The organism is Mesorhizobium sp. BHbdii (assembly GCF_053848045.1).
This window is the reverse complement of record NZ_JBSPKX010000003.1, coordinates 130,461-145,129: the sequence shown is the minus strand read 5'-3', so window position 1 is coordinate 145,129 and position 14,669 is coordinate 130,461. Positions and strand designations below refer to the sequence as shown.

The 14,669-nt window shown below is 60.4% G+C and carries 12 protein-coding genes; 5 read left to right on the top strand and 7 right to left on the bottom strand.

From position 1 onward, the window contains the following. Positions 1 to 79: 79 nt before the first annotated feature. Complete coding sequence (gene tssH, locus ACWTU8_RS17710; protein ID WP_455849188.1) at positions 80 to 2,845, top strand: type VI secretion system ATPase TssH; 2,766 nt, start codon at positions 80 to 82, stop codon at positions 2,843 to 2,845. Positions 2,846 to 3,345: 500 nt separating this feature from the next. Here the strand turns inward: tssH and ACWTU8_RS17705 are convergent, their stop codons facing one another. The 5 genes from ACWTU8_RS17705 to ACWTU8_RS17685 form a co-directional block, all read right to left on the bottom strand. Then, on the bottom strand, positions 3,346 to 4,071 hold the full coding sequence (locus ACWTU8_RS17705) for a hypothetical protein (protein ID WP_455849187.1): 726 nt from the start codon (positions 4,069 to 4,071) through the stop codon (positions 3,346 to 3,348). Between the two features lie 28 nt (positions 4,072 to 4,099). After that, positions 4,100 to 5,317: a hypothetical protein gene (locus ACWTU8_RS17700; RefSeq protein ID WP_455849186.1), complete on the bottom strand. Its 1,218-nt coding sequence runs from the start codon at positions 5,315 to 5,317 to the stop codon at positions 4,100 to 4,102. A 49-nt stretch (positions 5,318 to 5,366) separates the two neighbouring features. Next, complete coding sequence (locus ACWTU8_RS17695) at positions 5,367 to 6,035, bottom strand: TfuA-like protein (protein ID WP_455849185.1); 669 nt, start codon at positions 6,033 to 6,035, stop codon at positions 5,367 to 5,369. 61 nt (positions 6,036 to 6,096) lie between these two features. Next, positions 6,097 to 7,245 (bottom strand): YcaO-like family protein, encoded by a 1,149-nt coding sequence (locus ACWTU8_RS17690; protein WP_455849184.1) that lies wholly within the window; start codon positions 7,243 to 7,245, stop codon positions 6,097 to 6,099. Then, the gene (locus ACWTU8_RS17685; RefSeq protein WP_455849183.1) at positions 7,245 to 10,343 is read right to left on the bottom strand and encodes an ATP-binding protein; all 3,099 of its coding nucleotides are present in this window, start codon (positions 10,341 to 10,343) and stop codon (positions 7,245 to 7,247) included. The genes ACWTU8_RS17690 and ACWTU8_RS17685 overlap by 1 nt, the downstream gene beginning before the upstream one ends. 442 nt (positions 10,344 to 10,785) lie before the next feature. On the opposite strand from ACWTU8_RS17685, the gene ACWTU8_RS17680 reads away from it, so the two are divergent. Further along, positions 10,786 to 11,004 carry a hypothetical protein gene (locus tag ACWTU8_RS17680; RefSeq protein WP_095519749.1) on the top strand — a complete coding sequence of 73 codons (219 nt, stop codon included), beginning with the start codon at positions 10,786 to 10,788 and terminating at the stop codon, positions 11,002 to 11,004. Between the two features lie 63 nt (positions 11,005 to 11,067). Here the strand turns inward: ACWTU8_RS17680 and ACWTU8_RS17675 are convergent, their stop codons facing one another. Further along, positions 11,068 to 11,199 carry a hypothetical protein gene (locus ACWTU8_RS17675; protein WP_455849182.1) on the bottom strand — a complete coding sequence of 44 codons (132 nt, stop codon included), beginning with the start codon at positions 11,197 to 11,199 and terminating at the stop codon, positions 11,068 to 11,070. Between the two features lie 30 nt (positions 11,200 to 11,229). Further along, positions 11,230 to 11,451: a DUF2934 domain-containing protein gene (locus tag ACWTU8_RS17670; protein WP_455849181.1), complete on the bottom strand. Its 222-nt coding sequence runs from the start codon at positions 11,449 to 11,451 to the stop codon at positions 11,230 to 11,232. A 433-nt stretch (positions 11,452 to 11,884) separates the two neighbouring features. On the opposite strand from ACWTU8_RS17670, the gene ACWTU8_RS17665 reads away from it, so the two are divergent. Genes ACWTU8_RS17665 through ACWTU8_RS17655 form a run of 3 tightly spaced genes read left to right on the top strand, consistent with a single transcriptional unit; the run spans position 11,885 to position 14,655 of the window. Beyond that, the gene (locus ACWTU8_RS17665) at positions 11,885 to 13,171 is read left to right on the top strand and encodes an SDR family oxidoreductase (protein ID WP_455849180.1); all 1,287 of its coding nucleotides are present in this window, start codon (positions 11,885 to 11,887) and stop codon (positions 13,169 to 13,171) included. Continuing rightward, a complete protein-coding gene (locus ACWTU8_RS17660; RefSeq protein ID WP_065010360.1) occupies positions 13,171 to 13,644 on the top strand; it encodes a DUF2269 family protein in 474 nt (157 codons plus the stop codon). Before ACWTU8_RS17665 ends, ACWTU8_RS17660 begins: the two co-directional genes overlap by 1 nt. A gap of 60 nt (positions 13,645 to 13,704) precedes the next feature. After that, positions 13,705 to 14,655, top strand: coding sequence for an NAD(P)/FAD-dependent oxidoreductase (locus ACWTU8_RS17655; RefSeq protein WP_455849179.1), 951 nt, complete (start codon positions 13,705 to 13,707; stop codon positions 14,653 to 14,655). Positions 14,656 to 14,669: the final 14 nt, after the last annotated feature.

Genomic DNA, 14,669 nt, shown 5'->3' with positions numbered 1-14,669 from the left:
CGCCCTGTCGATAACGCTCTTTGTCAAGTCGCTGCTTATGTGGCAGTTTATTGCCTGGCAGATTGGAGGAGCAAGTTCAATGGAACAGCGCCGGTCGTCGCAGAGCTTCAAACGCAAGGAACTGGTCGGTAAGCTCAACCCCGTCTGTTTGCGCGCCTTCAAGGCTGCGGCCGACACCGCCAAACTGCGCGGCAATCCTTATGTCGAGCTCGTTCACTTCATCGAACAACTGGTACTTTCCGACCGCTCGGATGTGCAACTGATACTGGCCGACGCCGGGGTGGATGCGAGCCGGCTCACGGCCGATATGACCCGCGCCGTCGACAAGCTGCCCTATGGCGCCACTTCGATCGAGGAGTTTTCCGATCATATCTTTCACGCCATCCAGGAAGCCTGGAGCCTGGCGGGGCTGGAGTTCAGCGTCGAGGAAGTGCGCAGTGCGCATATTCTGCTCGCCTGCCTGAAGACGCCGGTGCTGGACGGCCTGCTGTCAAAGATCAGCGGTGAATTCGACAAGATCGATGCGGAGGCCGTCATCGCGCGGTTCGCAGATGTCATGGAGGGTTCACTCGAAGCCGGCGCCTCGACTGAGGTTCCCGCCGCCGAAACACCGCGGCGGGTTCCGGGCGGGGATTCGGCGCTGGCGAAGTATGCAACCGACCTGACCCAGCGCGCCCGCGACGGCAAGATCGATCCGGTCGTCGGACGCGATCCGGAGATCAGGCAGATCGTCGATATCCTGATGCGACGCCGGCAAAACAACCCGATCCTGACCGGCGAGGCCGGGGTCGGCAAAACCGCGGTCGTCGAGGGCTTTGCCTTGCGCATTGCCGAGGGCGACGTGCCGCCGACACTGCAGGGCGTCAGTGTGCGTATGCTCGATGTCGGCCTGATGCAGGCGGGCGCAAGCGTAAAGGGCGAATTCGAAAAACGGCTGAAGGCGGTCATTGACGAGGTCCAATCCTCCGAAACGCCGGTCATCCTCTTCATCGACGAAGCTCACACCTTGATCGGCGCCGGCGGCGCGGCAGGAACCGGTGATGCGGCCAATCTGCTGAAGCCGGCGCTGGCGCGCGGTGAGCTTCGCACGATCGCAGCAACGACCTGGGCCGAATACAAGCAGCACATCGAGAAGGACCCGGCGCTTACCCGTCGCTTCCAGGTCGTCAAGATAGATGAGCCGTCGGAAGCGGTGGCCGTTCTCATGCTGCGCGGTGTCGCCGGTGTCCTCGAGCAGCACCACAAGGTGCAGATCCTCGATGAGGCGATCGAGGCGGCGGTCAGCCTGTCCCACCGCTACATCCCGGCGCGGCAACTGCCCGACAAGGCCGTGAGCCTTCTCGACACCGCCTGCGCCCGTGTCGCTATTTCGCAGCATGCCACCCCGGCGGAGGTGGAGGACATTATGCGCCGCCGCCAGGCGCTGGAGGTCGAGCGCGGCATCATCGGCCGCGAGGCAGCGATCGGCATCGACGTGGCCGACCGGCAGGGTCGGGTCGAAACGGGGCTTGCCGAGACCGAACTTACGCTTACTGCCGCGCAGGAACGTTGGGATCGGGAAAAGGCGCTGGTTGGCGAGATACTGGAATTGCGCGCCAGGCTGCGCGGCGAGGGTGTGCCGCTCGATGCAGTGGAGACTCCGCAGGCGGTCGCCGAAACGGCAAGTGCGGATGCGCCCGAGATCGAAACGCGCGAGATCGAAACGCCTGAAACCGATGCGGATGCAAAGGCCACTGCCGATCCTTCTCCACCCGATCCGGCTGCCGATCTCGCGCGGCTGCGGGAGCTGATGGCCGAACTCGCAGAAGCGCAGGGCGAGACGCCTCTGATCTTGCCGTCGGTCGACCGCAATGCCGTGGCTGTTGTGGTGCAGGACTGGACCGGCATCCCGACTGGCCGGATGCTGTCGAGCCAGACCGAAAAGGCGCTGCGGCTCGCCGCCACCCTGTCCGAGCGCGTGGTCGGTCAGGATCACGCCATGGAAATGATTGCCAAGCGCGTGCAGACCAGCCGGGCCGGGCTCGGCGCGCCCGAAAAGCCAGTGGGGGTTTTTCTGCTCTGCGGTCCCTCGGGCGTCGGAAAGACCGAAACCGCGCTGGCCTTGGCCGAGACGCTCTATGGCGGCGAGCAGAACCTCATTTCGATCAATATGTCCGAGTTCCAGGAGGCGCACACGGTTTCTACCTTGAAGGGCGCGCCACCCGGATATGTCGGCTACGGCAAGGGCGGCATCCTGACCGAGGCGGTCCGGCGCAAGCCCTATTCGGTGATCCTGCTTGACGAGGTCGAGAAAGCGCATCCCGACGTGCATGAAATCTTCTTCCAGGTCTTCGACAAGGGAATGATGGACGACAGCGAAGGCCGGCGGATCGATTTCAAAAACACGCTGATCCTGCTCACCTCGAACGTTGGCTCCGAAGTCATCATGGACCGGACCAGCAGCGGCACGGTACGGGCGGGGCTCGACGATCTCGACACGGCATTGCGCGGCCCGCTGTTGAAGGTTTTCCCCGCGGCCTTCCTTGGCCGGGTGGTAACCATCCCGTACTACCCGCTCTCGGACACGATGATCGAAGCGATCACCCGCCATCAGTTCGCCAAGATCGCCCGCCGGCTGCGTTCAAGCAATGATGCCGAGCTGGTGATCGGTGACGGCGTCATGGATCTGGTCAAGGCCCGCTGCACCGAGATCGAATCTGGCGGGCGGATGATCGACGCCATTTTGACAAACACGCTGCTGCCGGAATTGAGCCGTGGCGTGCTGAACCGGTCGCTCGAAGGCGAAAAGATGACGAAAGTGACTGTCGGAGCCTCCGAAGGAGGATTCACCTATTCCTTCGAATAGCCCAGCAGCAATTCTATAGTTGACGCTTTGTCTCGGAGCCGTAGGACCGCTCAGGGCCGACGGCCGACCGGCAGCTTTATTGGGCTGCCGAAGCCGATTTCTGCAAACGAGATGCGGCGCAAAGCAATCATTCCCAGCACCGGGAAAGAAGGGCGCCCACGGGTCAGCAGCAGCGGTTCTCGACGTAGGTTTAATGGCCAGGGCGGATATGCAGCAACTGCCAACCCAATGTCTCGATCATGGAAATTTGCGCCTGATTAGGTCTAGGGTTGAGACAAAAGTCGAATAGTTTTTGGTTGGTGCCACCTAGGTGCCCCCCGACTTGCCGTCCGCCTGCCCTAAGTCCGCCAACACAACGGTCAAAGCGGCTAGCAGTCCAGCATGCCGAGTTTCAGCGGTGTATAATCCCCATAGGCCGGTTGGATTTGGACGACAGCCCCTGCAAGCCGAGCTTGGGCTAACCGACAACTTCGCGATCGGCCATGCGCGCACTCGTTCTATCAGTCGCCAAGTCTTCCCCCACGATGTCCCATCATCATCCTGGACGCATACATTGTGGGCGAGCGCTTGCCGGGCAGATTTGCATCGAGAACGATCTGTTCAACGAACCCCTGGTTCATTTCGAATTCCACGCACTCATCAAGCTTGTCGACGATCCAGAGAAGATAATTGTCTACTGAATTTGGGTCATCAGGGTGAGCTTTCTTATCATATCCGCAGTCGTCAATAGGTATGGGTTGAGGTGCGGCAGGAATAAGCATGATTTTTGGCTTTGGAAGATCATAGCAATGACCTTCATACGAATAACCCACGATGATGCCGCATGATAGGGGCGCTTCCTGTTTCAGCGCTTCGTTGAACGAGATTACGCTCGAAATTACAATTAAGCCAAATTTTCGGATATCTAAGGAAATTTGGGTAGCATATCCATATCCATCAGGAAACCGGCTGGTTCTTGACCGGGATATCAAAGAAGCTATTTGGCCTTTCGTAAGATTGCCAGCGGCATTAAGCTTGTCTATTCTTTCCGAAACCACTTCGTTATGACTTACATTAGTAGAAATAGATTCTACCGACACCTTGAATTCCGAGCCATACACACTTTTCGTACCTCCAGGGAATACATAATCGTCTCCCCCTGGCGAAATACCATAAAGTCGAACTTGCGTTGCATTGTAAGCCTGGTCGGGAAAAGTGAGTGTGGGCCGATGAAATTCGTCGCTCATGTTGTTACCCTCCGTTGCAATCATCAATTCATAAAATCTCCCGCCACCTGAAATTCTCTTCGAAGCTTGCCGCTATCGCCGGGCGGATGCGGTCGGACACTTCGATGATGGTGGAGGCTGCGACTGCGAATGTGAGATGATCGGCATCGAGGCGCGTCCACGCGCGCGCGAGCGCAAGCGCGACATCGTCGCGCGCCTTGATTAGCTCGGTCTTGAAAAGGAACGGACGGGCCCGGAATGCATCGCCCGTGAGGTTAGAGATGTGCCGCATGTCGGCTTCGCCAACCTGCCTGATGTCGAAGCCAAGCAGGCGCTCGTCGGCCAGGCCCTGCCGCACCAGGCCGGCATGGTAGAGATCGACCAGGGTATCGAACACCGCTCCCGTGAATGGGCGAGACCGGTCATGAATCTCTTCGGTCACTTCCGTCATCTTGCGCGAGTTACTGGCAAGGCGGATCTGGCGGTCGCCCGTCAGTTCGGCGATGCGGTTGAGCTCGTTGAGGACAAGCAGGTTTGCCTGGCTGTGCCTTAACAATCGATCCATCCCGCTGTCGAAATGCAGGAACGAAAGCAGCGAAATAAGATCGGCGTTGGCTTCGTGGAACGGCCCGAAGTCGCCGTCCTGCAAACCTTCCGTGGGCACTCCGAAGAGAGAAAAGAGTATGGCGTGACCCATTTCATGCGCGATCACGTCGAAGTTGAGGGCGTACGGATGGCCGCGCCCATCCGCTCCACGCTCGCGGCCAAGCTCCAGATAGCCATACCCCGATTGCGCATTCTCCCAGTCAACCCAGGGAATGATCTCAAGCCGCTCGTATGTTTCGGCGAAGTACCAGACAATCGGCTTGCCCAGATAGCTTTCCCAGATGTCCAGCACCCGGCTCGCAGCCGCGAACGCATGCGCTGCCAGGAAATGGCGCGACTGAAGAGAGAGGTGGTCGAAATGACCATCGAAGCCGGGTTCGGCTGGTGGGAAATACGCGCCTACGAAGGGCGGCAGGTAGGGATACTCGTACGGCTGCTTGTCCAGCACGGGATCACGCACGTATATGCGATGATCCTCCGGGCCCGGACGGATCAAACCAGGCGATGTTGAAATCCAGACCGCCTCGGGTTTCTCGTACCCAGAAAGGTGAGGCGCTTGTGGGTATAGCAGGAAGCGTGTTCCGGCCGACATCCCCGCCCGACCGGCGCTATCAAGCGCGTTCAACTGCGCGGCCCCTCTCATAGCCTGCGACACTAGCATGAAGCTTGTACTTCGTAAATTGTACCAAGTATCACCGGCAACTCTGTCGTCAGATTGCTAAGCCGGCGTCCTTCAAATCTTGGACAAACGCGATCGTCATTCTGAAATTCTTCAATTCCGCTGGCACCAATACATTTTCGCGCATAAGTTGCAGAGCTGAAAGTGCGTCGCGTTTCTTTTGCTGAACGAAAGCTCCTGCGAGGGTTTGCCGGCAGGCTTCGATATCATGGTCACCGGCTTCCGGTAATGCCTCGCGGACCATTCGCGAGAGCGTACGTTCACGAAAATTGAGTTTCCGGGCCGCATCCTCAAGCTTTCCTGACAAATCGGTGGAGATCAGGTTCCGCCTCCCAGCGGCGCGGACGGTCATTCGCAAATCAACCAAGGCGTGCGTCAGTGGCGAAAAATTCACCTCTTTCGGACCGTACAGCACTGCCACTGCGTCATCAGGCAGGAAAGCAAAGCGGCGGTACCATCGATAGATAAGGCCAACGCCGTGCATGTATGGGTAAAGCTCGGCCGCTCGCAAGGCTCCCATGCTTCCAGCACCAATCACCGGGACGGCCTGGCTGATCGCCCACAATATCTCCTTGTGCCTCACTGCCGGCTCAGCTTGGAAAGCGCCGTCTATGATGACAATTGCAGCCGGGTCATAGCGCTGCACCGCAGCTATGATCGAGCCTTGCACCGCGGGCGCCAGGCAGATCACGTCGGCCACCTGCTGTGCCTCTGGATGCGATAGCGTGGGGCCGGTGAAAACGAGCCGAGGTCGCATCCGGTCACTCCACCAAAGGGTACAATTGGGGAATAACTATCCTGACGGCCGAGAGTCGGTTCCAAGGGCTGGTGTTGAGGCGGATCAGATACACGGCGCTGATTCCGCTTTCCCCCAGTCTTGCGAGAAGGCTGCCACGCAAGGTCTGCCCGCCCGCCGCTCGATAGGCAGGCTGGCGGGCGAAGCTCACGTCCTTGCGGCCGCCGGCGATCAGCTGGCGGTGCGCCTCGATAAGCTGCCAGTCGGGATATTTCGGATAAGATGCCCGGGTCATGTCATCGCGCGCACCCGAGATCGCCGCAAGCCGCGCCTGCGCCGCCTCATGGATCGCTTGGACGGCAGCTGCCGCCGGATCGAATGCAGCAGCCGAACCATCGGCTGGCAGATGGAGCAATGCCGTCTCGCGAGGATTGCTCTCCATCAGATGGCACCAAATCACAGGCAGGCCGACAGGCGATGGCGCAAGCCAAAGGCCGACGATCATGTCCTTTCGTGCAAGTTCATCCAATAGAGCCAAGACCCTTGCGTCATCGATGGTCGCTGGATCGATTTGCTGGTGTTGCAGAAAACCATGCGTCTTGAGAGCGCGGGCGATCGCATCGCGTTCGACGCATTCCAATATGCCGTGTGTGATGGCGTCTGTTTCATCAAGCGCGGCCGCCAGTCCGGTTGTCGTTGGCGTGAAAATTCCGTCACAGGGGCTGGGCGGTACGAGATAGGCCGTGTGCACCAATTCCAGCGGAACGAAGTCGCGGCCGCCGCCCAGCAGGTTCTCCGCCTCTACCCAAGCGATTTCTCGGCCGCGCCAATCAGCAGGTGCGGGCTCTCGCAGCCACCTCTCAAATCGCCCGTAGGGTATCTCGAGTAACCTGGCCGAAGCGTAAGCTGCATCAAGATGTTCGATGCGCTCGGCGAAAAAGCTCTCAGCGGATTCCAATATGGCCGATATCACAGCGCGAGCTAGGCTGGCACCCTTTCCCTGCGCGACCGCGTTTGAAAACGAGAGCGGCCTCGTTGCCTGCACGACCGGGATGCCGACACGGTCCAGGCCGGTAATGTCCGCAATACGGGTGATGCCCAACGCTTGTCGCATCGACATCAGATAGGTCAGCGCTTCGTCTGCCGGAGGACCAACGCGCTCATATTGTTCCACTATCGGCTGGCCCGCAGTTCCGGCTCAGGGTTCACGATCAGCGGTTCGCCGGGCTCAACCGACTTCCTTGCCGCTTCGACACGGTCGTTGTAGCTCCGAAGCAGTACGGGCGAGAGATTTGACGCGCTGAGCGTCTCGTAGGCCGCGATGAGGATGGGCACGGCATTTTGCTCGGCTGCAGTATTGAGGCTCTTCTCAAGGGCAACTGCCGCCCGGCCGGCTGCCGTCCTGTCAAGGACGAGAAGTTCTGCAATTCGCCGGTGTAGTTCCGCCAGCCAGTAGCGGCTGCCACCCGCCTCGGCCTGCGCCACCGCCGAATGAAGCAGCGCAAGCGCGTGACTGATCTCACCCGAGCGCGCGAGAAGTTCCGCCAGCATGCCGCAATAGACGGGCTCGTCCTCGGGTGTCTGCACTTGTCCATGCAGGCCGAGGCCCTCACGCATCTTGTCCTTGCCCCGTTCAAGTTGGCCGGCGTTGCCATCGCACCAGCCCTCGAAGATTTGCGCCGAGACGACTAGCGAAGGCAGGTGATGAAGCGTGGTCAGCTGTCGCAGATCCTCAATCACGTCACGCAACGAGGCGAAGTCGCGGCGATAGCAACTCAGCATCGCGTCGTTGATACAGGCATGCGCAATGCTGCCGACATGGCCAGTCTGCTGCGCCCAGCGGCGGGCCTCCGACATGGAGCGGAGAGCGCTCGTTGCACGTCCCGAGAACCACAGCGACAGTGCACGATGCGCCAAGCCGCACACGCGCGCGTCGTGCCCCCCAAAACGCGTGGCATTCGCATGCCCCTGGCCCACGTCATAGAGCGGCAATCCAGCATCAATCGCGGCTATGCATCCACCATGGTCTCCGCGATTGAAATCGACTGCCCACAAGCAGTGCCTAGCCTGAAGCTGAATCTCGGGGTCGTTAACCTCCATTAGATCACTGACGACGGCCTGCGCCCGCTCGCCATCAACGACCGAACCCGTGAACCACCAACCCCAATAGATCGGGAACCACTTGGCGCGGTCAGCTATCGGCCGACGCCGTGCGATCTTTACGCCGTCGTCGTAGAGCCTGCGGGCGTGCTCGGAATTTGGCCCTTCGACGGCGGTCAGTATCGGCCCGAGCGCCACCATCGCCGAGAGCCGCAGCGCATCCCGTTTGTCATGATCAGAAACCTGCCCGCAAAGCGCAATGGCATGCTCGAGCAGCTGCCTTGCCTCAGCCATGGCCGAGCGGGACGAGCTTTCCATGCCGGCATTGACGAACTCGCCGATCGCTTCGTCCAGCAGGCCTCCTCGCTCGGCATGATCGGCAAGAGCTGCCGTTGTTAGCCAGCCAACGAGGCTGCGGTTGCCGCTAGCTGCCGCGTGAAGACGCTGATGCAGAGTCTGCCGCCGTTTCCGCAGTGTTCCATTATAGATCGTCTCTTGGATAAGCGCATGCCGAAACGCGTACACTGTTGCCGCTGCGTGCCTGGCGCGTACGAAGCCTGCCTCGGCCAGGGCATCGAGCGCCGCAGAGATTGTGCCCGGGTCAAATTCCGGCAAGAGCGCCGACAGCAAGTCCAGGCTGAATCTGTTGCCGGCGACGGCGGCCGCGCGCGCCACCTCGCGGGCGCGCCCGAGAGGCTCCAGCCGGGCGTCTAACACTGTTTCCAACACCGCCGCGCGGCCGAGCGAAACGCCCTGTGGCAGCTGCTCCGTACCGCTAGCGGCATTCTCCGCCATCCATTGGCAAACCTCCTCGATGAACAGGGGTACACCACCGGTGACGCGCTCGACCAACTCTATCAGCTCAGGCGCAGGCGCTCGCTTGCCTTGAGGCCACATCGTTGCGATTGCCCGCAAGGTGTCGGCATGCTCGAGGGGAGCGAGCAGGACATGCTTGCTTTTTTCGTCCAGCCAGTCGCCAGAACCCGGCCTCGTCGTCACGATCAAGAGCACGGGGCAACTAGGAACCAGCTTTGCAAGTTCACCCAGCAGTTGCTTCGACGTCAGGTCGATCCAGTGAATATCTTCAACGATCAAGATCACTGGGCCGCTGGCACACGTTGCTTGTAACGCATGGCGCGCAGCCCAATCGGCCTTCTCCCGGATCATTTCCGGATCCATCTCATGGAAGCCGGACCTCGCGCCTTCCACGCCGAGCAGAAAAGAAAAAATGTCGGCGACTTCGCCGTCGTGAACGTCATGTGCGGCGAACACCTCGGCTACAAGCGCAGGGGTGAGTGCACGCTCGCCGTCGTCGAAATTGCCCAGCATCGCCTGCCGCAGTGGATGCAGCGTCGAACGCGAGTCGCCTGGCATACATTGGAAGAGGAGCAACCTGTTGCGTTGGAAGCGCGTTCGCCGGCGCACCTCATGCAGGATGCGCGACTTGCCAATGCCGGCTTCGCCCTCGATCACGACGACCTGGCCCCGTCCCGAAGCGGCTTCATTCCAACATTCATGTATCAGCTCGGCCTCACTCGTGCGGTCGATCAAGGGGCTGGTGAGGCGTCCGAACGCGAAGAAACGGTCTACCCCCCGCTTGTGCCTCAGCGCCTGCCAGACCTGCTCGGGTTGCGCGAAGCCTTTGATGACGTGAGAACCGCAGAAGCTAAATACGTGTGAGCGCCGTGTCAGATTGCGCGTCTCGTTGCACACGACGACGGTATCTGGCCGGGCGATTGCCTGCAGCCTGGTGGCCAGCGCAAATGCAGGGCCGGTTACCGTGTCCTGCGCTACAGCGGTGTCGCCCTTCAGGATTAGCGTCATCGAGGTCGCCACGCCGACCCTTACATGCAGGTCGCTCCTCCCTTTCTCCGCGGCAAGGAGCTCGCACGCCCTGACGATCTCAAGTCCGGCGCTGATCGCCAGCGACGCCGCATCCTTCGCACCCAGATTGACTGGGAACACAGCGACGCCGCCGTCGCCGACCTCGACCCTCACGGTTCCGGAGCAGGATACGATCGCTTCCTTGGCGGCCATTTGAAACGCCAAGATAAGTTCCTCAAAATCTTCGATGCCGAGCAGGCCGAGTAACTCGGTGGAGCCTACGAGATCGTAGTGAAGGGCGGTTAGTACGCGCCGCTCGTGACGGGCCTCGACGCCGTCGTCCGTCAACCCCCTGCCGATCGGAGGGCGCGAGCCAGTCCCCGGCTTCGGAACGTCAACTCGGCTCCTATACGACATGTTACCCTCGCTGACAGGGCATACTATCAAAAGTATGACAGAGCACAAATTACAGAGCGGCGATCGCCGGAACGTGCGACGGCTGCTCAGGACCTCTCGCCTGTGGGTTGGTGGGACTCAACGCAAATTTCTGTCCAAAGGCAGACATTCGATGGCCTAAGCCCAGACGTCCGCTCCCGGCGCATCGCACCATCCAGCGCCTTCGCCGTCAACGTCGTGGGGTCGGAACAGGTAATCCGCATCACGTCAAAAGCTACCACTAGAGCTGGACTAGCCCGCGTTCGGCCGGAGAAGCAGCTGTTGTGATCGATAATCCGGGGAACATTTTCGTCAGCATTCAATTTAAGCAGAGAAGCTGGCTTGGAGCAGATCAATGGGCATTTTTTCCGACCTCGACAAAAAACTGACGGAAAATCTCTACGCGCACGGTAACGACCTCATCGATCCTGCTGCGGATCTTCCCGAGAGCGTCGAGGAACGGGTCGAACTGTTGATGCCGTTCGTTCAGGCCGAGGCTCGCGAACTGGTCCGATCGCAAATCCTCGGCCTCATTCACGAGTACAGGAATGAGGAGTCCGCCCCATCGAGTTAGGCCAGGATCGCCTCAACTTCGAACTTTGCCGGTCCTGCCCGGAATCGAGGTCAACCGCCGTCGTCACCCGTCCTGGTCTATTGCATGGGGCGCAGGCTGAGTCCCGTCGCTGGTCCGGCCGGTCAGGTCGAACGACAGCCAAATGATGAAGAGTACCGCCAGTAGAATCACGACCCAGGCGATGATACGAGGCATGGCATTTTCCTTTCCGTGCCGAACAGCCGGTCAAGAGATCGGCTTGCCGTTAGCTCGGGCGCCGCCCGTATCGCGTTGGGAGTCAGCGCCAACGGTCGGGTCAGGCACGACCGGTCCAAGTTCTGCCTCGGAACCCTCTGCCTCGATCTCTTGTACGGCCTGATCCCAACGCTCGCGCTGCCGCCCTTCCGGACGGCCTTCACGCTCCCAGATTTCATGGGCTCGCCGCCTGATACGCGCTTCCCTGTCCATAATAGGTCTCCTGGTGCTTTCCTAATCCCGTCCTCGATGGTTTGTTCCGCGTTGCCGGACAGTGGCCGCGCTCGTCTCTCGCGCATTCATACAGCTAGTGCCCCACCTGGACTGCCCAAATGATCGCGCAGGTCGGTCAGCGGTTCAGTTGACGCAACCATGATGTGCTCTATTTCAAGTTGCACACCAGTCTTGTGGTCCGTTCGGCGCTGGGAGGACAATGTGTGGAAGCAACGCTACAAGCGCACACTGTAAAAACCAGTAAACGTCGCGGCCTTCGACTTGACTGCCTGTGGTCACCATCACCCTTGAATAACTGCCTGGGAGACGTGTGTTTTCGCAGCGCCGGAACAACATCGACGCCATCGAGGAGACACGCGCCGAATAGGACGGCGATGGTCTCGTGGTTACCGCTACCGGAGACCGGGGTCCGATGAGAATTCTCGTTGTTGGCGCCACCGGCCTGATCGGCGCTTCGGTTCGTTCCCGCCTCGTTTCCGAAGGACATGAGGTGGTCGGCATCGTCCGTAGCCCTCGGGCAAATGCAGCCCGCGACTACCAATTGCTGGTGCTGGACATGGCGACCGCGCTACGCCCTGAAGATTGGCTGCCGCATCTGGCCGGCATCGATGCCGTCGTGAACTGTGCCGGCGTTCTGCAGGACAGCCCTCGCGAAAAGACCGGGCAAGTTCATCGCGATGCTGCGGCGGCTCTTTTTCTCGCCTGCGCGCGGGCCGGCGTTGCCAGGGTGATCCACTTCTCGGCAATGGGTGTCGATCGGGCACAGCCTTCGTCGTTCTCGGCGACGAAATATGCTGGCGATCAGGCCCTCATGGCACTTGATCTGGACTGGATAATCCTTCGCCCTTCCGTGGTGCTCGGCCGGCCTGTGTTTGGGGCCAGTGCATTGTTTCGCGGTCTGGCCTCGCTGCCGGTGCTGCCGTCAATGCCAGATACCGGCCGGCTACAGGTCGTGCAGCTCGAGGATGTGGTCTCGACGGTGCTCTTCTTTCTCAATCCCGGCAGTCCGTCTCGTATGGCGCTGGAACTTGCAGGTCCCGAACAGGTGACCATGGACGAGGTTGTCGGCACTTTGCGCCGCTGGCTCGGCTGGGGTTCCGCAGCCAGGCTTGTCTTGCCGGGATGGGTTGCCCGATTTCTCTACCGCCTCGGCGATCTTGCCGCGATGCTCGGCTGGCGACCTCCGATGCGCACCAATGCCGCCAGGGAGATCACGCGAGGGGCGGTCGGAGATCCATCGAACTGGATTTCCCTGACCGGCATACACCCACAAAGCTTGGCGCAGTTCCTCGCGCTCAATCCGGCAACGGTGCAGGAGAAATGGTTCGCCGGGCTTTATTTCGCCAAGCCTGCAATCTTCGTCGTCCTGCCGTTCTTCTGGATCATGACGGGGATTGTTTCGCTGACCACTGGCTACGGCAACGGCATCGGCCTCATGCAAAGCACGGGGGCTGGCATGTTGTCGGCGCCTGCCGTGATCGCCGGCGCTCTTGCCGACGTCGTCGTCGGCGCACTCATAGCCTGGCGGCCAACGGCGCGAAAAGGCGTCTACGCCGGCATCGCGCTCTCGCTCTTCTATCTAATCGTGGGCACTTTCCTGCGCCCGGACCTGTGGAACGAACCGCTTGGGCCGTTCCTGAAGGTCTTGCCGATCATCGTCCTTCACTTCGTTGCCTTGGCAATCCTGGAGGAGCGCTGATGCTCTATTTCGTGCTGAAGTACCTGCATGTCATCGGTGCCAGCGTGCTGCTTGGCACCGGCGCCGGCATTGCGTTCTTCATGCTTCTCGCCCACAGGACCGGCAATGCAGCAACAATTGCGGCAGTGGCGCGCATCGTAGTGGTCGCCGACTTTCTCTTCACGGCAACTGCCGTCGTGGCGCAGCCGATAACCGGCGTCGCGCTCGCCTGGCTGGCGGGTTACTCGCTCTCCGAAGGCTGGATCGTGCTTTCCATCGCGCTTTATATCGTCACCGGTGTGTTCTGGCTGCCGGTGGTATGGATGCAGATGGAGATGCGCAATCTGGCGTCCGAAGCCGCCAAGGCGGGAGCCCCGCTGCCGGCCCGGTATATCAGGCTTTTCTGGCTGTGGTTCGCCTTTGGCTTTCCCGCCTTTGCTGCCGTCCTCGGGATTTTCTGGCTGATGATCGCGCGGCCAGCGATCGAGTGGTAACGCCTTGCCGCGGCAGATGTCGCGCCTTTCGATTTCGGCGCTGGAACATCTTTCCCATGAGTGCGTTCGGCGCGGATGGATCAATCCGTGCGCAAACGCCGACATTCAGCCTCATCCGCGACTGAAGCGGATGTTCTCATTGTTGGCGGCGGACCTGCGGGGCTGGCCGCCGCTATCTATCTCGGCAGGTTTCGTCATCGGGTCGTCGTGGTCGACGCGGGTGAATCGCGCGCGATGCTGATTGCACAAAGCCGTAATTGCCCCGGATTTCCGGAAGGGATCAGCGGCCCCGATCTTCTGCAACGCCTTCGCGCGCAGGCCGCCGAATACGGAGCGACACTGGTGCAGGATCAGGCGTCATCGATCGAGCCGACCTTAGGCGGATTTGGTGCCGAGACAAACGCGGGGCGGATCGTCGCCCGCAAGATATTCCTGGCGACAGGTATCGTCGACGTCGTGCCTGCAATTCCGCGTCTGGGCGAGGCCATCGCCAGAGGCAGCGTACGCCTTTGCCCGGTTTGCGACGGCTATGAAGTCATAGATCGTCGGGTCGCGGTTATCGGACACGAGGCGAAGGCACTGCGAGAGGCCTTGTTCCTCAAGCAGTACACGCAGCACGTCACACTGCTCGCACGCTATCTTCCCGATTTTTCCGCCAGCACACGGCGCGTGGCCATGGAAGAGAACATTGCCATTTGCGACACGTTCAAAAAGTTTGTTCCGTCCGACAATGGTTACGAGGCCATCCTTAAGGACGGCGAGGTGCGACATTTCGACGTCATCTATCCGGCGATGGGATGCCGGGTGCGTTCCGAACTCGCCCTGGCAATGGGCATCGAATGCTGCGACGAGGGCTATGTTGTCGTCGACAAGCATCAGCGGACTTCGGTCGATGGAGTGTATGCCATCGGCGACCTAGTCAAAGCGCTGAACCAGATCGCAGTCGCTTTTGGCCAGGCTGCGATAGCCGCGACAGATGCTCACAATGACCTTGCCCTCGGGTACGAATAGCTCTCGAAACGCAC